Origin of the sequence: Acidovorax sp. Leaf73 (genome assembly GCF_916855635.1) — a bacterium.
Classification (GTDB): Bacteria; Pseudomonadota; Gammaproteobacteria; order Burkholderiales; family Burkholderiaceae_C; genus Acidovorax; species Acidovorax facilis.
Genome location: NZ_CAKASI010000001.1, coordinates 1199877 through 1220785 on the forward strand (window position 1 = coordinate 1199877; position 20909 = coordinate 1220785).

General features: G+C 64.8%; 26 protein-coding genes. 20 read left to right on the forward strand and 6 right to left on the reverse strand.

Features of this window, described 5'->3' with window-relative positions; translation table 11 throughout:
* Positions 1 to 13 precede the first annotated feature (13 nt).
* From LPA35_RS05645 to LPA35_RS05705, 13 genes are all read left to right on the forward strand, one after another.
* A complete protein-coding gene (locus LPA35_RS05645) occupies positions 14 to 406 on the forward strand; it encodes a hypothetical protein (protein WP_228895664.1) in 393 nt (130 codons plus the stop codon).
* Positions 407 to 466: 60 nt separating this feature from the next.
* A complete protein-coding gene (locus tag LPA35_RS05650; protein ID WP_228895666.1) occupies positions 467 to 1384 on the forward strand; it encodes a DUF2303 family protein in 918 nt (305 codons plus the stop codon).
* Positions 1385 to 1413: 29 nt separating this feature from the next.
* Positions 1414 to 1788 carry a hypothetical protein gene (locus LPA35_RS05655; RefSeq protein WP_228895668.1) on the forward strand — a complete coding sequence of 125 codons (375 nt, stop codon included), beginning with the start codon at positions 1414 to 1416 and terminating at the stop codon, positions 1786 to 1788.
* A gap of 18 nt (positions 1789 to 1806) precedes the next feature.
* Positions 1807 to 2184, forward strand: coding sequence for a hypothetical protein (locus tag LPA35_RS05660; protein WP_228895669.1), 378 nt, complete (start codon positions 1807 to 1809; stop codon positions 2182 to 2184).
* 15 nt (positions 2185 to 2199) lie between these two features.
* Positions 2200 to 2421 (forward strand): hypothetical protein, encoded by a 222-nt coding sequence (locus LPA35_RS05665; protein ID WP_228895671.1) that lies wholly within the window; start codon positions 2200 to 2202, stop codon positions 2419 to 2421.
* Complete coding sequence (locus tag LPA35_RS05670) at positions 2418 to 3056, forward strand: HD domain-containing protein (RefSeq protein WP_228895673.1); 639 nt, start codon at positions 2418 to 2420, stop codon at positions 3054 to 3056. Before LPA35_RS05665 ends, LPA35_RS05670 begins: the two co-directional genes overlap by 4 nt.
* Entirely contained in the window at positions 3053 to 3406 is a 354-nt protein-coding gene (locus tag LPA35_RS05675; protein ID WP_228895675.1) for a hypothetical protein, read from the forward strand. Before LPA35_RS05670 ends, LPA35_RS05675 begins: the two co-directional genes overlap by 4 nt.
* Positions 3403 to 3963, forward strand: a complete 561-nt coding sequence (locus tag LPA35_RS05680) for a hypothetical protein (RefSeq protein ID WP_228895677.1) — start codon at positions 3403 to 3405, stop codon at positions 3961 to 3963. The genes LPA35_RS05675 and LPA35_RS05680 overlap by 4 nt, the downstream gene beginning before the upstream one ends.
* A gap of 36 nt (positions 3964 to 3999) precedes the next feature.
* Positions 4000 to 4638: a DUF1566 domain-containing protein gene (locus LPA35_RS05685; protein ID WP_228895679.1), complete on the forward strand. Its 639-nt coding sequence runs from the start codon at positions 4000 to 4002 to the stop codon at positions 4636 to 4638.
* Between the two features lie 83 nt (positions 4639 to 4721).
* Positions 4722 to 5222 carry a DUF1566 domain-containing protein gene (locus tag LPA35_RS05690; RefSeq protein ID WP_228895681.1) on the forward strand — a complete coding sequence of 167 codons (501 nt, stop codon included), beginning with the start codon at positions 4722 to 4724 and terminating at the stop codon, positions 5220 to 5222.
* A 75-nt stretch (positions 5223 to 5297) separates the two neighbouring features.
* Positions 5298 to 5774 carry a four helix bundle protein gene (locus LPA35_RS05695; protein WP_228895683.1) on the forward strand — a complete coding sequence of 159 codons (477 nt, stop codon included), beginning with the start codon at positions 5298 to 5300 and terminating at the stop codon, positions 5772 to 5774.
* Between the two features lie 338 nt (positions 5775 to 6112).
* Positions 6113 to 7774 (forward strand): RNA-directed DNA polymerase, encoded by a 1662-nt coding sequence (locus LPA35_RS05700; RefSeq protein WP_370641354.1) that lies wholly within the window; start codon positions 6113 to 6115, stop codon positions 7772 to 7774.
* Complete coding sequence (locus tag LPA35_RS05705) at positions 7771 to 8076, forward strand: AlpA family transcriptional regulator (RefSeq protein WP_228895684.1); 306 nt, start codon at positions 7771 to 7773, stop codon at positions 8074 to 8076. The genes LPA35_RS05700 and LPA35_RS05705 overlap by 4 nt, the downstream gene beginning before the upstream one ends.
* On the opposite strand, the gene LPA35_RS05710 is transcribed toward LPA35_RS05705, so the two are convergent.
* Positions 8045 to 9340, reverse strand: a complete 1296-nt coding sequence (locus LPA35_RS05710) for a tyrosine-type recombinase/integrase (RefSeq protein WP_370641355.1) — start codon at positions 9338 to 9340, stop codon at positions 8045 to 8047. The genes LPA35_RS05705 and LPA35_RS05710 overlap by 32 nt on opposite strands.
* A 211-nt stretch (positions 9341 to 9551) precedes the next feature.
* Here LPA35_RS05710 and LPA35_RS05715 point away from each other — a divergent pair, with 211 nt between their 5' ends.
* Positions 9552 to 10559, forward strand: coding sequence for a D-2-hydroxyacid dehydrogenase family protein (locus LPA35_RS05715; RefSeq protein ID WP_121420292.1), 1008 nt, complete (start codon positions 9552 to 9554; stop codon positions 10557 to 10559).
* Between the two features lie 287 nt (positions 10560 to 10846).
* Here the strand turns inward: LPA35_RS05715 and LPA35_RS05720 are convergent, their stop codons facing one another.
* Together LPA35_RS05720 and LPA35_RS05725 are read right to left on the reverse strand one after the other, a co-directional pair.
* On the reverse strand, positions 10847 to 11974 hold the full coding sequence (locus LPA35_RS05720; protein WP_121420293.1) for a branched-chain amino acid ABC transporter substrate-binding protein: 1128 nt from the start codon (positions 11972 to 11974) through the stop codon (positions 10847 to 10849).
* 131 nt (positions 11975 to 12105) lie between these two features.
* Positions 12106 to 12306 carry a hypothetical protein gene (locus tag LPA35_RS05725; protein WP_055396105.1) on the reverse strand — a complete coding sequence of 67 codons (201 nt, stop codon included), beginning with the start codon at positions 12304 to 12306 and terminating at the stop codon, positions 12106 to 12108.
* On the opposite strand from LPA35_RS05725, the gene LPA35_RS05730 reads away from it, so the two are divergent.
* The gene (locus tag LPA35_RS05730; protein WP_228895688.1) at positions 12305 to 12442 is read left to right on the forward strand and encodes a hypothetical protein; all 138 of its coding nucleotides are present in this window, start codon (positions 12305 to 12307) and stop codon (positions 12440 to 12442) included. The two genes, LPA35_RS05725 and LPA35_RS05730, sit on opposite strands and share 2 nt — an antisense overlap.
* 280 nt (positions 12443 to 12722) lie before the next feature.
* Here the strand turns inward: LPA35_RS05730 and LPA35_RS05735 are convergent, their stop codons facing one another.
* Both LPA35_RS05735 and LPA35_RS05740 read right to left on the reverse strand, forming a co-directional pair.
* Positions 12723 to 13157 (reverse strand): DNA polymerase III subunit chi, encoded by a 435-nt coding sequence (locus tag LPA35_RS05735; protein ID WP_228895691.1) that lies wholly within the window; start codon positions 13155 to 13157, stop codon positions 12723 to 12725.
* 7 nt (positions 13158 to 13164) lie between these two features.
* A complete protein-coding gene (locus LPA35_RS05740; RefSeq protein ID WP_228895693.1) occupies positions 13165 to 14664 on the reverse strand; it encodes a leucyl aminopeptidase in 1500 nt (499 codons plus the stop codon).
* Positions 14665 to 14737: 73 nt separating this feature from the next.
* Between LPA35_RS05740 and lptF the strand changes: the two genes are divergently transcribed.
* The 5 genes from lptF to LPA35_RS05765 all read left to right on the forward strand — a co-directional run bounded on the left by lptF (position 14738) and on the right by LPA35_RS05765 (position 19591).
* Positions 14738 to 15841, forward strand: a complete 1104-nt coding sequence (lptF, locus tag LPA35_RS05745) for an LPS export ABC transporter permease LptF (RefSeq protein WP_055396020.1) — start codon at positions 14738 to 14740, stop codon at positions 15839 to 15841.
* Positions 15838 to 16944 carry an LPS export ABC transporter permease LptG gene (gene lptG, locus LPA35_RS05750; protein WP_055396018.1) on the forward strand — a complete coding sequence of 369 codons (1107 nt, stop codon included), beginning with the start codon at positions 15838 to 15840 and terminating at the stop codon, positions 16942 to 16944. Before lptF ends, lptG begins: the two co-directional genes overlap by 4 nt.
* 32 nt (positions 16945 to 16976) lie before the next feature.
* Positions 16977 to 17357 carry a sirohydrochlorin chelatase gene (locus LPA35_RS05755; protein WP_055396016.1) on the forward strand — a complete coding sequence of 127 codons (381 nt, stop codon included), beginning with the start codon at positions 16977 to 16979 and terminating at the stop codon, positions 17355 to 17357.
* A 64-nt stretch (positions 17358 to 17421) separates the two neighbouring features.
* Positions 17422 to 18363 carry a CysB family HTH-type transcriptional regulator gene (locus LPA35_RS05760; protein WP_228895695.1) on the forward strand — a complete coding sequence of 314 codons (942 nt, stop codon included), beginning with the start codon at positions 17422 to 17424 and terminating at the stop codon, positions 18361 to 18363.
* Positions 18364 to 18418: 55 nt separating this feature from the next.
* A complete protein-coding gene (locus LPA35_RS05765) occupies positions 18419 to 19591 on the forward strand; it encodes a pyridoxal phosphate-dependent aminotransferase (protein WP_228895697.1) in 1173 nt (390 codons plus the stop codon).
* A 21-nt stretch (positions 19592 to 19612) separates the two neighbouring features.
* Here the strand turns inward: LPA35_RS05765 and LPA35_RS05770 are convergent, their stop codons facing one another.
* Positions 19613 to 20515 (reverse strand): DMT family transporter, encoded by a 903-nt coding sequence (locus LPA35_RS05770; RefSeq protein WP_121420300.1) that lies wholly within the window; start codon positions 20513 to 20515, stop codon positions 19613 to 19615.
* Positions 20516 to 20909 lie beyond the last annotated feature (394 nt).

Here is a 20909-nt window from a genome sequence, read left to right on the forward strand (position 1 = left end):
CGGAGCCCAAGCCGTGAACCAACCCGCCAACCACTCCAGCACCAGCGCCGCCACCGATGTGGGCGAATTCATCACCGACCTCGACGGCGGCCAGTTCGACCGCATGTTGTCCATTGCCCTGAGCCAGGTTGCCGCAGGCACCGTGGACAACGACGGCAAGGGCGAGGTGCTGGTGAAGTTCAGCTTTACCAAAGTGCCCGGCGCATCGCAGGTCATCTGCAACCACTCGCTCAAGTTCTCGCGCCCTACAGCCAGCGGCCGCGCCAGCGAAGAAACCAGCCGCAAAACCGCCCTGCACGTAGGCAAGTTTGGCCGCCTCACCCTGGCGCCCGAAAACCAGATGGCCATGTTTGACCGCAGCGGCGCGCCCGCCGCACCCGGCCCCACCGCCAGCAACGGCGCGTAACGCCCCAGCTACCGCCAGCCACCAATCCACACCACCTCGACCACCAACCACAGGACCACCATGACCACTGAAAACACCGCCGCCACCCCCGAGCTGGGGGCCGATCTGCCCCTGGAGAGCGACATCACCATCGGCACCACTGTCAACGTGCCCGACCAGTTCATTGCAGCGATACGCGAGGGCCTGACCGCCATCGCCGTGCACAACAACGTCAGAGAAGCCGTGTTCACCTCGTGGGGCGCCACGGCGCTGCACGAAGACTACAAGGTGCACGACCTGGAGCACCTGCTGCCCTGCCGCCGCCGCGCGCGCGGCACCATGTCCACCGCCTACGTTGCGCCCTTCGCCCAGTACGCCACCGCCTACGCAGAACCCGGCGCCGCCGTGTTTGTGGATGCCGAGCACATGGCCGCCACCGCAGTGCTGGACCTGGGCACCAAAGAAACCCCCGGCCACACCGACAACCGCGCCAAGCTGCAGCTCACCAAAACCGCGCCCTACGCCATGCTGCTGACCATCAACGGCCGCGCGCAAAGCCAGCAAGCCCTGGCCGAGTTCCTCGAAGACTGGGGCAGCGTTGCCGCGCTGAACTTCTTCACCCCCGATGGCGAAATCCCAATGGGCAAAGCCCTGGCCGCCATCCGCCGCATCACCATCGAAAACCTGCGCAAGGTGGAGAGCGAAGAACAACAGCTCAGCGCCAACCGCACCGCCTTCGAGAGCGTCAAGGCCTCCAGCCAGGAACCCATCCCCACCACCATTTACTACACCTGCAAGCCGTTTGCAGACCTGGAAGAGCGCACTTTTGTGCTGCGCCTGTCCATCCTCACCGGCGAAAAGGCCCCATCGCTGGTGCTGCGCATTCAGAACCTGGAGGCGCACGTAGAGGCCATGGGCTCCGAATTGGCCGCACTGGTAGGAGAAGCCATCAGCGGCGCCATGCCCGTGCTGCTGGGCAGCTACAGCAAGGCCGGGTAAGCAGCCACCGCGCCCAGCAGGAGCCCACCATGCACCACACCGGCACCCTCTTCGTAGGCAAGAAGCACCGCCCCACCGTGGACAAAGACAGCGCGGGCGCGTTTCGCCTGGAGCTGGTGCTGGTGGACAACCTGGGCCGCAACCCGCACACCGGCCGCGACGAAAAAGAGTCCTACCGCGTGCGCTGGAGCGGACCCGAGGCACAAGCCTTTTGGGCTACCCACAGCGACGCCCTGAAAACCCCAGGCACCCCGCTGCATGTGGAGCTGGAGCGCCTGCGCGCCCTGCCCGGGCCCCTGGCATTCCCACCCATGCCCGAGCTGGTCGGCCGCGTGCTGCACATGAAGCTGCTGCCCCACCGCGCCAGCAGCACGCCCACCACCCCCGAGGCGGCCACCGCCTGACCAACCCAAGGAATCACCATGGCAAACCCCATCAAGCAACTCAAAGCCGTCTCCCAAGCCAACGCAGCAACACCTGAACCACAGGCCACCCAGCAGCCCTACCCCGTCACCCTGCTGTCTGATGCCGCCCACACCATCCTCCAGCGTGGCGTGGAGCGCGACACCGGCGGCGCCGATCAGCCGCAAGAACGCAGCATGGCCGCCACCGTGGCCGCCTTCAACGCCATCGAGGGCACCAACCTAGACGAGCGCCAGGGCTGGGCCTTCATGCAGACCTTGAAGCTGGTGCGCGCCGCCAACACTGCTCGCAATGGCCGCTTCAACCCCGACGACTACCAGGACGGCGCAGCCTATGCCGCGCTGGGCGCCGAGGCAGCGCAGAAGTCGAAGGCCTGATCAAGAGCCACAGCCATGCGAACGCTTGAACAAATGAAAGCCACCGCCCAGCGCCAGCTGGACGGCATGTCGGTCAACCGAGACCTGATGGCAAAAGACGTGCTCTGGCTGGCCGACACCGTTAAGCGCCTGGAGGCGATGGTCAAGGAACAGAACCAGGCAACCACACCACCCACCAGCGGCCCGCTGGGCAGCGCCTTTGATGAGATTTTCAGAAAGCGCGGAGCCAAAGCATGACCCCCTCACATTGGCTGGTCACCGCCGACGGCACCGACCACCCCATCAGCGGCACCTCCGTGCTCGTGCCCGGCACCATGCCCAGCATCGACGTGATCGCCCACAGCCTCGCGCAGATCAACCGCTTCACCGGCCACGCCACCCGCCCCTACAGCGTGGCAGAGCACAGCCTGCTGGTGTGCGACATCGTCGCCAGCAACGGCCTGGGCGCGCAGGCCCAGCGCGCCGCCCTGATGCACGACGCACACGAAGCCATCACCGGCGACGTGGCCAGCCCCATCAAATGGACCCTGGGCACCGAATGGCTGGGCTTTGAAAACCTGCACGCCCGCATGCTGCGGCAGGCCTACCACCTGCAGACCGCACACACCGCGTTCCGCCAGGACATCAAGCACGCCGACCTGGCCGCCCTGGCCACCGAGCGCCGCGACCTCACGCGCTTTGACGCCAGCACCAACCTCCCCTGGCCCATCCTCGACACCCCCGGCGCCGAAGTACAGCCCGTGGACAGCGTAGACCTCAACAGCCCCGTGCGCGCAGCCATGACATGGCGGCACCACCGCGATGCGTTTTTGGAGCGGTACCGGGTGCTGACGGCGCAGTGCAGCGGCATGGCGGGAGGGGTTGCATCATGACCCACCCCACCCCCGAACCCGGCAGCTACGAAGCCCGCCACCCCACCCCCGCGCAAAAGCGCGCCGCCACGCGCGCTGCCCGCGCCGGGCTGCAGGACGTAACCGCCAGCGGCCACCGCTACGGCACCAAGCCACCCAAAGGCACCCGCTACGACCACGGCCAGGGCGACGCGCCCAACCCACTGCCCCGCTGGTACAGCACCAGCAGCGGCGGCGACTACACCGGCGCTGAACTGCAACGCAACCCCGGCGTGCCCGCCGCCCGCTTTGCCGCCTACGCCCTGCCCAGCCGCGTGGGCAACCGCCTGCACTTCCCTGATGGACGCATTGAAGAGGTGCCACAGCCATGACCCGCAAGCGCACCAACACGCCCATGGTCTACAGCAAGATGCACGAGCTGCTGGCCAGCCCCAGCCAGCCCATGGCCATCGAGAACCGGCGCCACCAGCGCATGCGCCCGGCTGATGCGCTGCACGAGCTGATGCACGCGCCCGCACCCGGCAACAACTGCTGGCGCGTGATCAGCGACGCCATCAACCTCACTGAAACACTGGTGTTGCACGGCGAGGCACCCATCACCGACCCCGACACCGGCAAGGTAGTGGCCAGCCACTGGCGCGGCTGCGACGGCGCACCGGTGGAGATTGCCGACGCCAGCGGCCTGCTGCAAGACGCCATCACCGCCATGGCAAAGGCAGGCCAGCGCATGCTGGAAGGCAAGCCGATGCGCCTGGACGGCCCCGGCATCGAAGCCGTGCGCGCCGCCACAGACGACTACCTCACCGCACTGGACGCTCTGCCCGCCCGGACCATGGTGCGCTGCCACCGCTCCACCGAAAAGCGCACCCGCGAGCTCTTCAACCGCATCGACCGCTTGCCAGACGGCGTGCACGTCATGGCCATCTGACCAGCCAACCACCACCCCACCACCAAGGCACCCACCATGTACATCAAAAACCTCTACATCACCCTGCCGCAGCCCGAGGCCTCGCACGCCGCCCACATCGGCCTGGAGCAAGTGCCGCAAACCCTGCAGCGCGTTGCAGTCAGCGGCACTACCCTGCGCACCGTGGCCGCGCCATCGGCACCCGCGCCGGTCGCCACCACCACCCTCACCCCACCCGCCCCAGGCCAACCCTGGCCCGGCCAAGGCGGCATCTACATCTGCACCCTGCCCGCCGAGTTTGGCCTGCCAGCGCGCCACCTGGTGGTGGGCACCAACGAGGCCGAAGACCTGACCTGGGGCCCATACGGCGAAGAGGCTGCAGGCGCCACCAGCCAGACCGATGGCCGCACCAATACAGCTGCCCTGACAGCCAGCGGCAAAGACCATCCCGCCGCCGTCTGGGCCAGCCAATACACAGAAGACGACCACGCCGACTACTACCTGCCCAGCCGCATCGAGCTGCTGATGTGCTACCTGCACGCGCCCCAGGTGTTCAAGACCACGGGCTGGTACTGGAGCAGCTCGCAGTCCTCGCGCGGCAGCGCCTGGTGCCAGGCCTTCGAGTGCGGCGACAGCAGCGCCAACCTCAAGGGCTACGCGCTCCGCGCGCGTCCCGTCCGCAGCATTCAACTTTAGCCCTCTAGCCCTCAGCCACTTTCACCCACCCACCACCGGCGCACAGCGCCGGTCCGACGCAATTTTTTGAAAGGCAGTACCCCATGCGCACCATCACCCTACCCCTGTTCGGCGCCCTCCTTGCCAGCCACGGCGGCCACTTTGGCGCCATCCTGCGCGGCGCGACCGCCGACGGCAGCGAAGACTTTGCCCTGATCGTGGCCGAGCAGTCTGCCGAGATTGAAGACGCCACCTGGGCCGACGAATACAAGACCATCGAAGGCGCCGACAGCAAGACCGACGGCCCGGCCAACACCGCCGCCATGGCCTCCGCAGGCCTGCAGCTGGCCCAGCGCATCAAGGCCCTGGACCTGGGTGGCCATACCGACTGGTACCTGCCCGCCGCCGCCGAGCTGCGCGCCCTGTCGGCCACCGTGCCGGAGCTGTTCAACCAGCAGGACTACTACTGGAGCAGCACGCAGTACTCGCGCTACTACGCCTGGTGCCAGGACTTCGAGTACGGCAGCAGCGGCGCCTTCTACAAGGACCTCGAGCTCCGCGCGCGTCCCGTCCGCAGAATTCAACTTCAAGCCTTGAACACTTAAGCCCTTCCGCCCACGCCCCGGCGCGGAGCGCCGGTCGCGCGTGATTTTTTCACCCACCCGACCCCGCTTCGCACCATGTCTCTCGCCACCGACCTCGAAATCCACAAGCAAGGCACCGCCCTGCTTGACCTGTGCGCCGACGTGCAAGCCCGCATCCCCCGCGCCTTCCGCGCGTCCATGGGCTACCGCATTGCGGACGAATGTGTCGAGATCCTGGTGCTGATCGGCCGCGCCAACGCCGCCCGCCAGCCGCAAGACCGGGCCACCCACCTGGAACAACTGCTGGAGCGCCTGCAGGTGGCGCAGATCCTGCTGCGCACCGCGCACGCCAAACGGCTCATCGCCACCAAGCTGTGGGCCACCAGCATCGAGCTGACCGACACCATCGGCAAGATGGCCAACGGCTGGCTCAAGTCCGCCCGGGCACGCCTCACCAGCAGCCCGGCCAGCGATGGTATGACTACCCCCCATGCCACCGCCACACCGTCGGCAGAGCCACAGGGCTACACGCCCGGCCTGTTCGACACCAACACCGCAGCGCCTGCAGCATGACAGCCAAGGCCGCCATGCCCGTGCGCTTTATGAATCTGGTCGAGCCGCTGGGCGCCTGCAGCACACCCGCTGCCAGCCCCACCGCCAGGCGCACCACGGATACCACCGCGCGGCACACCAGCGCGGCCCGGTCCGGCGCAGTTACCCCACTGATCGGCGCCGCTGAGCGCCTTCGGCAGGGCGACGTAGATAGCTCGACGCTTCGCAGTACTCGCGCAACAACGCCTGGTGCCAGGACTTCGAGTACGGCAACAGCAACGCCAACAACAAGGACAACGAGCTCCGCGCGCGTCCCGTCCGCAGATTCATGCCCGAGGGAGGGCAAGACCATTGCGGTCTTGTTCGCCCGCAATGACAGCCATTACAAGACCATCCCGGGCTGCGACGTCTGGGACGAAGCCCGCGACGCCCGCAAGTGGCCGGGCGGCACACCCCTGATTGCGCACCCACCCTGCCGCGCATGGGGCCGCCTGCGCCAGTTCGCCAAACCGCGCCCGGGCGAAAAACAGCTGGGCATTGACGCTGTTGCCCACGTGCGCCGCTTTGGCGGCGTGCTGGAACACCCCGAAGAGTCCACCCTTTTCCCGCACTGCCGCATGCCAGAGCCGGGCGAGTTCCCCGACGAATGGGGCGGCTGGACGCTGTACATCGAGCAATTCCACTGGGGCCACCGCGCCCAGAAGGCGACGTGGCTCTACATCGTGGGATGCCAGCCCGCAGACCTTCCACCCATGCCGCGACGCCCCGGCCGGGCCACGCACTGCGTGCGACCCACCAAGAGTTACCCGCGCCTGCCATCCATCACCAAAGCCGAACGCGAGCACACGCCCCCCCCAACTGGCCGCATGGCTGGTGGAGCTGGCCAGCCGCTGCAAGGCACCGGAGCTGACCGCATGACCACCCCCACCCTCGACACCCTGCTGCAGGCCTACATCGACTGCCGCCAGCACAAGCGCAACACCACCAGCGCGCGCGAGTTCGAGCAGCACCTGGAGCGCAACCTGTGCGACCTGCACGCCGAGCTGCTGGACGGCTGCTACCGGCCCGGGCGCAGCATCTGCTTTGCCATCACCCGCCCCAAGCCGCGCGAGGTGTGGGCCGCGCAGTTCCGCGACCGCATCGTGCACCACCTGCTGTACAACCACATCGGCCCGCGCTTCGAGGCATCGTTTGTAGCCGACTCCTGCGCCTGCATCCCGGGCCGGGGCACCCTGTACGGCGCCCAGCGGCTGGAAGCCCAGGTGCGCAGCTGCACCCAGAACTGGGCCCGCCCCGCCCACTACCTGAAGTGCGATTGCGCCAACTTCTTCGTGAGCATCCACAAGCCCATCCTGCTGCAGCGCTTGGCCGCCCGCATCCGGCATGAACCCTGGTGGCTGGCCCTGGCCACCACCATCCTGATGCACGACCCGCGCAGCGACGTGGAGGTGCGTGGCAAGGCCAGCACCCTGCGCCGCGTGCCCGCGCACAAAAGCCTGTTCAACGCGCCCGCCGACACCGGCCTGCCCATCGGCAACCTGAGCAGCCAGTTCTTTGCCAACGTGCTGCTGGACGGCCTGGACCAGTACGCCAAGCACCAGCTGCGCGCGCCGCACTATGTGCGCTATGTGGATGACTTCATCCTGCTGCACCCCGATGCCCAGTGGCTCAGCGCCGCGCTGCTCAACATCACCGCCTGGCTGCCCGCCCACCTGGGCGTGCGCCTGAACCCCAGCAAGACCATCCTGCAGCCGGTGGACCGGGGTATCGACTTCGTCGGCCAGGTCATCAAACCCTGGCGCCGCACCACCCGCCGCCGCACCCTGGCCAGCGCCCTGCAGCGCATCGAGCACATGCCAGCAGCCGAGGTCTACAGCGCAGGCAACAGCTACCTGGGCCTGGTGCGCCAGGCCAGCCACAGCCACAAGGAGCGGGCGGCGGTTTGCCGAGCACTGCTCAAGCGTGGGCATGCGGTGGAGGGGTTGCATCTAAGCAAGGCATTCAGAAGGGCAGAGACATGAGCAGTACGCAAAGCAACACCTCCATCTCCCCCGAAAAGCTGCTGCCGCCGGGATCGCCCATCGTTATGGACCTGTCCGGGGTGGCTGAAACCCTGTGCGTGTCGGTCTCCACCGTGCAGCTAATGGTGCGCCAGGGAGAATTCCCCGAGCCGCGGCAGCTATCGGGCCGCCGCGTGGGCTGGCTCACCATTGAGGTAGCAGCCTGGGCAGCATCGCGCCCCAGGTCCACCCAGCTGCCGCCGCACAACACCGGGGCGGCCAAGCCCAAGGCTAGCCGGGCGGCGGCGCAGCCTGCGCAATGATGGCCTCCAGCCGCGCATCCAGCGCGGCCAGCCAGTGGGCGCGCTCCTTGTCGTAGCGGTACAGGTTGTAATCACCCGCCACACCCGGCACCACATGACCCAGAATGGCCTCGCCCACCTCATGCGGGCAGCCCATGGACGCCAGCAGCGTGCGGCCCGTGCGCCGCAGATCATGGGGCGACCAGTGGGTTACCGTCAGCCGCTCGCGCACATGGTCGGGCCGAGCCTTGCTGTAGGGCTGGCGGTAGTGCACCTTGCTCTGCATGTAGGCCTGGGTTTGCGCCTGCAGCACCCCACCGCGTGACACACTGGGGAACAGCCATTCGCCCCCATCGGCCATCAGCCGTCGCACAATGCGCGCAGCCCGGCCAAACAGCGGTACCCGCAGATCCACCGCATCCTCGATGTGCCGGTTTTTGGTCAGGCCCTTGGGCATCGTCCACCACAGCACGCCGGCATCCTCGCGCACAAACTCGGGCCGCAGGGCCACAATCTCAGCGCCCCGAGTGCACGTCCACAGCTGCAGTGTCAAAAAGTCCTGCACCTGCTGGCTAAACAGGTGCATGTTGCCAGCCATCAGCCGGGCAATCTCAGCATCCTGCAGTACCCGCTTGCCCGTGCCCTTGTGCACGCCATCGCGCTTGGCCCCCTTGCTGCGCAGCTTGCGCGCGAGCACCTGGGCCCACCAGTTGGGCAGATCCTCGGGGATGCGGCCCGCGTCCATGGCATACACCCACGCCGCCGCCAGCTCCGTTTTCACCGAGTTGGCCAGCACGGGCCTGTCAGCCAGGCCGGTGATCAGGTCGAATGCGAAACGCCGCGTAACGTCAGCAACCGGCAGCCCCTGGTGCTGGGCCGTAGCCCGCTCCAGCCGCAGGCGCACCGCGCGGGCACCCTTGGCTTCGCGCCGCACCTGCAGATACCCCGTGGCGTAGTCGCGCACCAGGTCGCCCAGCGTGTAGGCCACAGCCACCATCGGCGCCCCGCCTGCACCGGCCCGCTTTGAACGGCCACTGGCCTTGGGGTCGCCCCCAGCCTCACGCACCGCCCGCAGCTCAGCCCAGCGCGCAGCAGCATCCACCGGCGCCATGTCTGGCCAGTAGCCCAAACGCACCTGTTTCATCTGTCCGGTGTCGGGGTGTTTGTAACGATAGGTCCAAGTTTTGCGACTGACAGAGGCCACAAGCCGAAGGCCTTTGCAACCTTGTACGACAATGGAGGCGCCAGGCTGCAGGGCCTTAGCGGCCCGTGCATCAAACTGCATTTGCCACCCTTTGGATTAACCCGCAGCGCAGCATTGAAAAACCTACGCCAAACCTACGCCGGGGCAGCAAGTGTAGCCGCCATCCCACCAAACGCCCTCACCAAATCAACAACAACAACGGGGCATCAAGGTGTAGGATTTTGCCAATAAAAACAAGGCTCTACAGCAATATAGCCTTGAGAATCAATGAGTTATGAAAGTTGAACAAACGATGAATATCGTTATCCTCGACGACTACCAGGACGCAGTCCGCAAGCTCCACTGCGCATCCCGGCTCGACGCGTACACCGCCAAGGTCTACACCAACACCGTCAAGGGGCTGGGCCAGCTGTCCGTCCGCCTCAAAGACGCTGACATCATCGTGCTCGTGCGGGAGCGCACCCAGATCACCCGTCAACTGGTGGAGAAACTTCCCCGTCTCAAGCTCATCGCGCAAACCGGCAAGATCGGCAGTCACATTGATGTAGCTGCCTGTACGGAACGTGGGATTGCAGTGGCAGAAGGCATAGGCTCACCCGTGGCCCCCGCAGAGCTGACGTGGGCACTTGTCATGGCCGCAATGCGCCGACTGCCGCAGTACATCTCCAACCTCAAGCATGGCGCCTGGCAACAATCAGGGCTGAAGACGGCGTCCATGCCTCCCAATTTTGGCCTTGGCAGCGTGCTGCGGGGCAAAACGCTGGGTATCTGGGGTTATGGCCGCATTGGCCAATTGGTGGCGGGCTACGGGCGTGCTTTTGGAATGAACGTCCGCATTTGGGGGCGTGAGGCATCACGCGCCCAGGCCTTGACGGATGGATACCAGGCTGCCACCACGCGCGAGGAGTTTTTCTCGCAATGCGATGTGATCTCGCTCCACCTTCGGCTCAACGACGAAACGCGCGGCATCGTCTCACTCGAAGATCTGTCTTGCATGAAGCCCACCTCCCTGCTGGTCAACACTTCGCGTGCCGAGCTGATTGAGACCGATGCCCTGATTGCAGCCCTGAACCGGGGCCGCCCCGGCATGGCCGCAGTCGATGTATTCGAGAGCGAACCCATCCTTCAGGGCCATGCCCTGCTGCGGCTGGAGAACTGCATTTGCACGCCCCACATTGGCTATGTCGAGCAAGACAGCTATGAGCTTTATTTTGGTGCAGCGTTCGACAATGTGGTGAATTTCATCAAAGGCACTCCCACCAACATCGTGAATCCAGGCGCACTGCAGGTGCGGCGTTAATTTGGCGCAAAAATCGGGTACATCCATCCTCGCTATTGCGGGAAGCAACAAAACTGGAAGCTCCTAACCTCAGTACGATTGCACCTTCTGCTGCGCCTAGCGCCGGTTTTGGTCATCGCCCGAGTCTTCAACAAACTCCAGCTCCTGGGCATTGAGCAGCCAAGCAGAACAACCTGCTCACCTCACCTAGCTGCATTTGAACAACAAAAAAAGGGCTTCCCAAAGGAAGCCCTTTTATTTGGCGCTCTCCAAAGCCAAAAAGACCTTGAAGAGCCAGACCACTCCGATTACAGAGGGGTCTTCTTGCCGTCCTTGTAGACGTACAGAGTGATGGCGGGGTTCTTCATTTCGCCATTGGGTTCAAAAGCGATGGTGGAGGTCACACCCTTGAAGTTGGACTTGGCCAGTTCGTTCACATACACCTTGGGGTCCACGGAGTTGGCGCGCTTCATAGCGTCCACCAGCAGGAACGTGGCGTCGTAGGTGTAGGGGCTGTAGACTTGGAACTGGTTGGGGTACTTGGCATCGTACTTGGCCTTCCAGGCCGTGCCGCCGGGCATCTTGGCCAGCGAAGAGCCGCCTTCAGCACAGATCACGTTGCCCAGGGTCTTAGCACCCGCTGCGAGCTTGGCGATTTCAGACGTGCAGACGCCGTCACCACCGAAGTACTTGACGTTGCCCATGCCCAGTTGTTCCATCTGGCGCAGCATGGGGCCGGCTTGAGGGTCCATACCGCCGTAGAACACGGCATCAGGGTTCTTGGACTTGATGGCCGTCAGGATGGCCATGAAGTCGGTAGCCTTGTCGGTCGTGAACTGCTCGTCCACCACTTTCATGCCCTTGGCAGTGGCAGTCTTCTTGAACACGTCTGCCACACCTTGGCCGTAAGCGGTACGGTCGTCGATGATGGCAACGGTCTTCAGCTTGAGCGTATCCACAGCGTAGAACGCCAGGCCAGCGCCCAGGGCGTTGTCATTGGCGATGATACGGAAGGTGGTCTTGTAGCCAGGCTTGGTCAGGTTGGGGTTGGTCGCAGCGCCCGTCACCATCGGGATGCCGCAGTCGTTGTAGACCTTGGAAGCAGGAATGGTGGTACCGGAGTTGAGGTGGCCGACAACGCCTGCAACTTTGGAGTCGCACAGCTTTTGTGCAGCGGCCGTGCCCTGCTTTGGATCGGCAGCGTCATCTTCAGCTTGAAGTTCGAACTTGATCTTCTTGCCGCCGATGGTGATGCCTTGAGCGTTCAGCTCTTCAATGGCCATGCGGGCGCCATTTTCGTTGTCCTTGCCGTAGTGGGCTTGGGCGCCGGAAACCGGAGCCACATGGCCGATCTTGACCACCTGCTCTTGTGCAGAGGCCACACCAGCAACAGCCGCGATAGCAGCAACCACGGTCAGTTTCAACTTCAATTGCATATCAAATCTCCAGTAAAGATAAACGCTGAGAATCTTCTTGTGTCTCAACGCAGGCGAACATATCGCAATTTACGGGCCAGATCATTAGGGAACACGATTAAACGCGAGAGAAACCACAGGGGAATACCCTGTCATCCCTTTGGCACCGAGGCCGCGCCACTGGCCAGCTCGTCTGCCACCGCCTCGTACACGGCATGCCGGACCACGGATTCAATCTCTTCACGCAGTCGCGGCAGCACCGATCGTGTCTGCTCCTGCACCACGGTGGCGATGGCTTCGCGCAAACGTTGATCCAGCACAACGTCCACACGCTGCATGACCCTGTGCACCATGTACTCCTCCATGCCTTCCGGCAGTGGCCGGGTGAGCTGCGGTCTGGGCGTCTTTGAAGACCCGATGGTCGACGCGAGAGATGCAGGCGAAGACGAAGACGCGGGAGCCACTGCCGCCGCAACGGGAGCATGGTGAACCAACGGAGCGGGCGCACTCTGCACGGGCGCTGGTGCAGCCGGGCGTGGCGCCATCACAGCAGGCGGGCGGGCACTGGGCAGAGGTGGGCTCAGCGGTCGTGTCGCAGGCTGCGCTGCTGTCGGGCTGGGTCTTGCAGCGGGCAACGCGGACGGAGACATGACCGTGGTGCGCAATGGTGCAGAGGACGCCGGCGGCAGAGGCGCGGAGTCCGGCACCTGCACCACTTCGGTGAGGGTGGGAACAAAGCGCGGGGGCGTTTTGGGAGGAGGCAGCGCCATCAGCCAGCTTTCAGCACCAAGTCGTGGCGGGTGATGGCATAGCCGCGCGATGCATAGTGGCGCCAGCGCGCCCGGGCCTCGCCGCGATCCAACTCATCCTGCGCACTCACCACTTCCACCAACCGATCAAACCGGCCAAATCCCTCCGGCACCTCCGCGTGCAGGTTCAGTAGCACTTCATGGTGCGGGGCAGACCGGGCATCGGCAGTCAGCAACACGGGAGACGCATGGACTAGGTCTTCATCAGCATCGCCAAGGCAATGGGCCACAAAGTCCTGCGGAGCAAGGGCCCAGAGCATGCGGTCCAGCGTCGCCAAGGTGTCGGGCGGCGCCGCAATCACCAGGCGGGCCCCGCTGCGCTGCACCTTGCGCGTAAAGCGGCATGCGTAGGCCAGCTTGTCCGGCGCATTGAAATGAAACGCAACCTCGGTCATGGCACGCTCAGGCCGTCTTGGTGCGCACGGAGCGTTTTGCCGCCGCAGGCTTTGAAACCGGCTTGGCGGCAATGGCCTGGCCCATCAGATAGTGCACCAGAAGTCCCACCGGCCGCCCTGTGGCACCTTTGGCGGCGCCACCCTTCCAGGCCGTGCCAGCAATATCCAGGTGCGCCCATGGCACGTCGCCCACGTACTTTTGCAGGAACTTCGCGGCGGTGATGGAGCCCCCCGCACGGCCGGCTACATTGCCCATGTCGGCGAAATTGCTCTTGAGACCATCGGCATAGTCGTCGTCCAGCGGCATGCGCCAGCAAGGGTCCTGGGCAGACTCGCCGGCCTGCTGCAATGCGGATGCCAGGGGATCGTTGTTGGCGAACAGACCACTGCGCACACCACCGAGCGCAATCACGCAGGCGCCGGTCAGGGTGGCAATGTCCACCACGGCGGCAGGCTTGAAGCGGGCGGCGTAGGTGAGCGCGTCGCAAAGCACCAGACGGCCTTCGGCGTCGGTGTTCAGGATTTCGATGGTCTGACCGCTCATGCTCGTGACCACGTCACCCGGCTTGACGGCACGGCCATCGGGCATGTTCTCGCAGGCGGGTATCAGCCCCACCACATTGATCGAGGGCTGCAACTCTCCCAGAGCGCGAAAGGTGCCCAGCACGCTGGCAGCGCCGCACATGTCGAACTTCATCTCGTCCATCTCCGGGGCAGGCTTGATGGAGATGCCCCCGGTATCGAACGTAATGCCCTTGCCCACCAGCACGACGGGAGCCTGGTCCTTGGCCGCGCCGTTGTAGCGCAATTCGATGAATCTCAGGGGTTCCTCGGAACCCCTTGCCACAGCGAGGAATGCGCCCATGCCCAACCGGGCCACTTCGGCCGGGCCGTGGACCTTGCACTGGATGCGGGGCAGCTTACTCAGGGTCTTGGCGGCGTCGGCGAGCAGGGTGGGCGTGGCATGGTTGGCGGGGCGGTTGCCCCATTCCCGCGCAAACTCCACCCCAGCCACCAGCGCCACACCGGCGTCGAAGTCCTCGCGCACATCCGGGGCGGTGGGTACACCCACCACGCAGCGGCTCAGACTGCGCGCCTCCACCTTGGTCTTGGTGGTGGTGTAGACATAGCTCACTTCGGCCACGGCCTGCACAGCGGCGCTGACAGAAGCGGCTTGCACGGCCCCGGCAAAACACAACACCACTCGTTTGGTCTGCGGCGCCTTGACGGCACCCCCCACCGCCTGCAGCGCCTGGCGGGTGGCACGGGCAGATCCGTCACCCTGCCCCACCAACACTACGCGACGGGCGGCAACGGGAGGCACCTGGTACAGCTGCAGGTGCTTGCCCGCCTTCGTGGCCAGATCCCCGTTCTTGAGCGCCAGGGCCGCCAGGGCGGACAGCGCATCCTTGCCGGGCTTGAAGCCCTCAGGGAGCAGCACAACCAGCAGGTCGCATTTCTCTGAAGCTGCCGCAGCAAGGTCAAGGGTCTTGAGATCAAAGTTCATAATCGGTGTTTTCCTTTTGAGCGTGCTATGCACTTTGATATGCACGCAAAAGTGCATAGCGCGCTCCTAGCCAATGTTATTCGATTCATCCATCCGCAAGGAGCTGGCGCGCAGCTTTGGCGCGACGCTCGTGGTGCTGGTGACCGTGGTCATGACCATGATGCTCATCCGCACCCTGGGACAGGCATCCAAAGGCAGCGTGAGCCCTTCCGATGTGATGCTGGTCATGGGCTTCACGGTGCTGGGGCAGTTGCCCACCATCTTGAGCCTGAGCCTCTTCATCGCTGTGGTCGGCACACTTTCGCGCATGTACCGTGACAGCGAAATGGTCATCTGGTTTGCCAGCGGCCGTGGCCTCATCAGCCTGCTGCGGCCCTTGCTGCGTTTTGCGTGGCCGGTCATGGTGGTCATTGCTGTGCTGTCGCTGCTGGTGTGGCCCTGGGCCAACTCCCAGATTCAGGAACTCAAGACGCGCTACGAACAACGCAGCGACATCGACCGCATCGCGCCCGGCGAATTCCAGGAATCCTCCAACGGCAGCCGGGTGTTCTTCATCGACAAGGACAGCCCCGACACGCAGGCTGGCAACAACATCTTCATCGCCGCCACCGACGGCGCCCGCGAATCCGTGACCTCTGCGCGCAGCGCGCGGCTGGAGACACGGGGCGGCGAGCGCATGGCGGTGCTGAGCGAAGGCCAGCGCCTGGAGACCTCGCGCGACAAGCCCGGCGTCAAGATCAGCGAGTTCTCCGAATACGGCACCCGCATTGGGTCGGCACCTGCAGGCTCGGCGGAAGAACTGTCTGTGAAGACCCGCGCCACGCACGAGCTGCTGATGCAACCCTTGCCTGCCTACCGCGCCGAGCTGGGCTGGCGCCTGGGGCTGGCGCTGGCCGCCATCAACTTCGTCGTGCTGGGCCTGGCCGTGGCCAGCGTCAACCCGCGCGCTGCGCGCAGCACCAGCCTGGTGTTCGCGCTTTTTGCATTCATCGTGTACTACAACCTCATGACGCTGGGGCAAAGCTGGGTGGGTGCGGGCCGGTTGGGCCTGCTGAGCTTCATGGTGCTGCTGCATGGCGGCATGTTGACCATGTCGCTGCTGATCCTGGCTGCGCGCCACAACCACTGGACCGTGCGGCGGCTCTGGCAGCCCCGTCCGACCAGGAGCCCCGCATGAAAACCATTCGCCGCCTGATCCACCGCGAAGCCCTGTTCGCCGTGGCCTTTGTCACCGCCGGATTTCTGGCGCTGTTTTTCTTTTTTGACCTGGTGGACGAACTGCGCTGGGTGGGCCGCACCGGCGCCGAGGGCTACCAGCTCTCGCACGCATTCCTGTTCGTGGTGCTGAGCATTCCCAGCCACCTGTACGAATTGCTGCCCATTACCGTGCTCATCGGAACCATCTTCGTGATGGCTCGGCTCGCCCAAAGCTCCGAATTCACCATCATGCGCACCAGCGGCATGGGCCCGTGGCGTGCCTTGCGCACCCTGGTGGCGCTGGGGGGCTTCTTTGTACTGTTGACCTTTGCGGTAGGCGACTACATTGCGCCGCTGACCGACCGCGCCGCCCAGCTCGTCAAGGTGCGATACCTGGGGCGCCTGACCACTGGCGCCACGGGCGCCTGGCTCAAAGAGCGCCAGGACGACCACTCCTATGCCGTGAACGTGCGCGCCCTCACACCCAATGGCGGCATGCTGGACGTGCGTATCTTTGAATTCGATGCCAAGGGCCGGCTCGCCTCGCAGACGCGGGCCGCATCCGGCCAGTTTGGGCCGGACGGTGCGTGGAACCTGGAGCAAGTGCAGCGCAGCCGCTTCGAACAGCGCGGCAACGACGAGGCGCGTGTGGAGCACCTGGATGCACCCACCCTGCAGTGGCCCACCCGCATCAGCGCCGACATGGTGGCCGCCTCGCTGCTCAAACCCGACCGCATGGCCACCATCGACCTCTTCCAGTACATCCGCCACCTCGACGCCAACGGCCAGTCTGCCCAGCGGTACGAAATCGAGTTCTGGCGCAAGGTTTTCTACCCGCTCAGTTGCCTAGTGATGGTGGTGCTGGCCCTGCCTTTTGCCTACCTGCATTTCCGCTCGGGCGGCATTGCGGGCTATGTGTTTGGTGGCGTCATGGCGGGCATCAGCTTCTTCTTGCTGAACAACGTGTTCGGCTATGCAGGCAACCTGCAGAACTGGTCGCCCTGGCTCACCGCCGCCGCGCCTGGGCTCATCTATTCCGTGCTGTCGCTAGCCGCCTTCGGCTGGCTGGTGCTTCGCCGGTAAAATTTTTTAAGCCTTTTTGGCCTCTACCGCTTATGCAGCAAGCGCAAGCCGCTATCATTTTATTCGCACACGGATCGCGGGACCCACTCTGGCGCGTGCCACTGGAAGCCGTTGCGGCGCATATCGCCGCGCAGCAGCCTGGCAGGCCGGTCCTTTGCGCTTACCTGGAACTGTGCACACCATCGCTGCCAGATGCCGCCCAGCAACTCGCCGCGCAGGGCGCCACGCAGGTCACCGTGGTGCCCATGTTCCTGGGCACCGGCAAGCATGCGCGTGAAGACCTGCCCGTGCTGGTGCAGGACCTGCGTGCCGCCCACCCCGGCGTTCATTTCCACGTGCAGACCGCCATCGGCGAAGACCCGCGCATGACCGCATTGATGGCAGAAATCGCGTGCGAGGCGCCCCAAAGCTGAGGTTCTTCCAATATCTCTTAGATGCTTGCAGCATAATGATGCAACCCTTTAGGCGATATCAGATATGAACCTGCACCAATTCCGCTTCGTTCAAGAGGCAGCACGCCGCAACCTCAACCTGACTGAAGCCGCCAAGGCCCTGCACACCTCCCAGCCCGGCGTCTCCAAGGCCATCATCGAGTTGGAAGAAGAACTGGGCGTGGACATCTTTGCCCGCCACGGCAAACGCCTCAAGCGCATCACCGAGCCCGGCCAGCACGTGCTCAAAAGCATCGAAGTCATCATGCGCGAGGTGGGTAACTTGAAGCGCATTGGCGAGCAGTTCAGCGCGCAAGACAGCGGCACCTTGAGCATCGCCACCACCCACACCCAGGCCCGCTACGTGCTGCCCGTGCCCGTGGCGCGGCTGCGTGAGGCCTACCCCAAAGTCAACATCAGCCTGCACCAGGCCACGCCGCACGAGGTGGCGCGCATGGTGATCGATGAAGTGGCCGAAATCGGCATGGCCACCGAATCCCTGGCCGATTACCCCGAACTCGTCACCCTGCCCTGCTACGAATGGCAGCACGTGCTGGTCGTGCCCAACGACCACCCGCTCGCGCAGAAGGAACGCATCGGCCTGGACGACCTGGCGCACGAGGCGCTGATTACCTACCACCCCTCGTTCACCGGCCGGGGCAAGATCGACCAGGCCTTTGCCGTCCGCAAGCTTCAGCCGCGCATCGTGCTCGAAGCCATCGACTCGGACGTGATCAAAACCTACGTGCGCCTGGGCCTGGGCATCGGCATCGTGGCCGAGATGGCCATGCGCGACGACCCGGTGGGCGACCTGGCCGTGCGCCCTGTGGGTCACCTTTTCGGGCAGAGCGTGGCACGCGTTGCCTTCAAGCGCAGCGCCTACCTGCGCAACTTTGTCTATAAATTTGCCGAACTGCTCAGCGACCGGCTGAGCCGTGACCTTATCGCCCGAGCGATGACGGGGCACGTCAACGACTATGAGCTGTGACTTCGCCGTAGTTCGCCTGTCTTCAGAACACCTTTGATTTTTACGTTGTTGCGCCATGACCCAAGCTAACGCTGCCGCCCGCACCCCAGCCTTCCCCAGCAAGCTGCCCCACGTCGGTACCACCATCTTCACGGTGATGTCGGCCCTTGCCACCGAACACAAGGCCGTCAACCTGGGCCAGGGCTTTCCAGACTTTGAATGCGCCCCTGAGCTGGTGAACGCCGTCACCGCTGCCATGCAGGCCGGGCACAACCAGTACCCACCCATGCCCGGCATCCCTGCGCTGCGCGAGGCCGTGGCTCGCAAGATCGAGGCGCTGCACGGCCGCGCCTATAACCCCAACACCGAAATCACCATCACTGCGGGCGCCACGCAGGCCATCATCACCGCCATACTCGCCATCGTGCACCCGGGTGATGAGGTGATCGTGCTCGACCCCTGCTACGACAGCTATGTACCCAACATCGAGCTGGCTGGCGGCAAGGCCGTGCGCGTGCCGCTCACGCCAGGCACCTTCCGCCCCGACTTCGCCAAGATCAGCGCCGCCATCACGCCGCGCACCCGCGCCATCCTCATCAACAGCCCGCACAACCCCAGCGCCACCATCTGGACGGCCGAGGAAATGCGCCAGCTCGAAGACCTGCTCGCCCCCACCGACATCCTGCTCATCAGCGACGAGGTGTACGAGCACATGGTGTTCGACGGCGCCGAGCACCAGAGCGCCGCGCGCTTTGCAGGCCTGGCCGCCCGCGCCTTCATCGTGTCGAGCTTTGGCAAGACCTTCCACGTCACCGGCTGGAAGGTCGGCACCGTGGCTGCGCCCGCAGCGCTGACGGCCGAATTCCGCAAGGTGCACCAGTTCAACGTGTTCACCGTTAACACGCCCATGCAGCATGGCCTGGCCGCCTATTTGCAGGACCCCACGCCCTACCTGCAGTTGCCCGCGTTCTACCAGGCCAAACGCGACCTGTTTCGCGAGGGCTTGGCAGGCTCGCGCTTCAAGCTGCTGCCCAGTACCGGGAGCTACTTCCAGTGCGTGGACATTTCGGCCATCAGCGATTTGAACGAGGCCGATTTCTGCCAGTGGCTCACCCGCGAGGTAGGCGTCGCCGCGATTCCGCTGTCAGCGTTCTATGGCGACGGGTTTGACCAGCGCGTGGTGCGGTTCTGCTTTGCCAAGAAGGACGAAACGCTGCGCGCCGCGCTGGAGCGACTGCGCAAGCTGTGATCTGCAGGGCCTATTGAGGCCCTACCTCGTCTGCCGCGCCAGCCACACCCCCGCCACTGCCAACGCCATCCCCACCAGCGCCCAGCCGCTGAGCGTCTCGCCAAACATGGCCCAGGCGATCAGCGCGGTGGTGGGCGGGGTCAGGTAGAACAGGCTGGCCACATTCACTGCGCCGCCCCGGCGAATGAGCAGATTCAGCAGGCTCACGGCCCCCAGCGAGAGCACCAGCACGAGCCAGCCCAGCGCAAACACAAATTCGCCGGTCCACGATATGGCCATGGATTCGGTGGCGTAGGCGACGGCGGCCATGGCCACGGCACAGGGCAGGTACTGAATCACCGAGCCCGTGCGCAAGTCGAACGAGGGGCAGAACCGCTTTTGGTACAGCGTGCCGGCCGTGATGCCCAGCAGCGCGACCACAGCGGGCAGCAGCATGCCCATCAGTGCATTGGCTGGCACGGTGGCCACCTTGCCGGCCACCACCAGCGCCACGCCGGTAAAGCCCAGGGCCAGGCCCGCCCACTGGGCCGGCCGCACCTTCTCGCCCAGCAAAGCCCCGGCCACCAGGGCGGTCAGCAGTGGCTGCAACCCCACCACCAGCGCCGTGATGCCTGACGGCAGCCCGTGCCCGATGGCCATGAACACCCCACCCAGGTACACGCCATGCACCAGCAGGCCCGACACCCCAATGTGCAGCCAGGCCCTTCCCGTTGGCGGCCACGGCGCACGCGCCACGGCGACCACCGCGAGCATGAGCACGATGACGATGGCAAACCGCAGCGCCAGAAAGGTCAGTGGCTCCACATACGGCAGCCCCAGCTTGGCGCCGATAAAGCCGGTGCTCCAGAGCGCCACAAAAAGCAAAGGGACCAGCGAATTGAGCGGACTGGAAGCGCTGGGACGGAGTGGAGTGGCCTGGGTCATGAAGAAAAGAAACGAAAACCGGGGTGGGGATGATCTCACCTCGCGAGCGCCTTGGCTCCGGGCTGGCATCCAAGCACTGCTGTGACCCGGCTCTCTTGCTAGAAAGCCTCAGTGTGTGCCCCAGCAAGGCGTGCAGCAGCAGACACACCCAGCGCCTGCACCACCACAGCCAGCCCGTGCCCCGCACAAAGGTGAATCAGAGCAAAAACAGCCTCTAGCGCAGGAAGATAAAGCGCCAACAGCTATCAACTGGATAGCACACCACCACACACCTGTTTGATAGTCCGGCCGCGCTCCCGCGCATCTTGATGCGATCTTGATACCCCACCCCGCACTCTTGCGCTCGTCTTGATGCGGCCATTCCTAGCATCGGTCCATGTCTCAAGGAGGACGC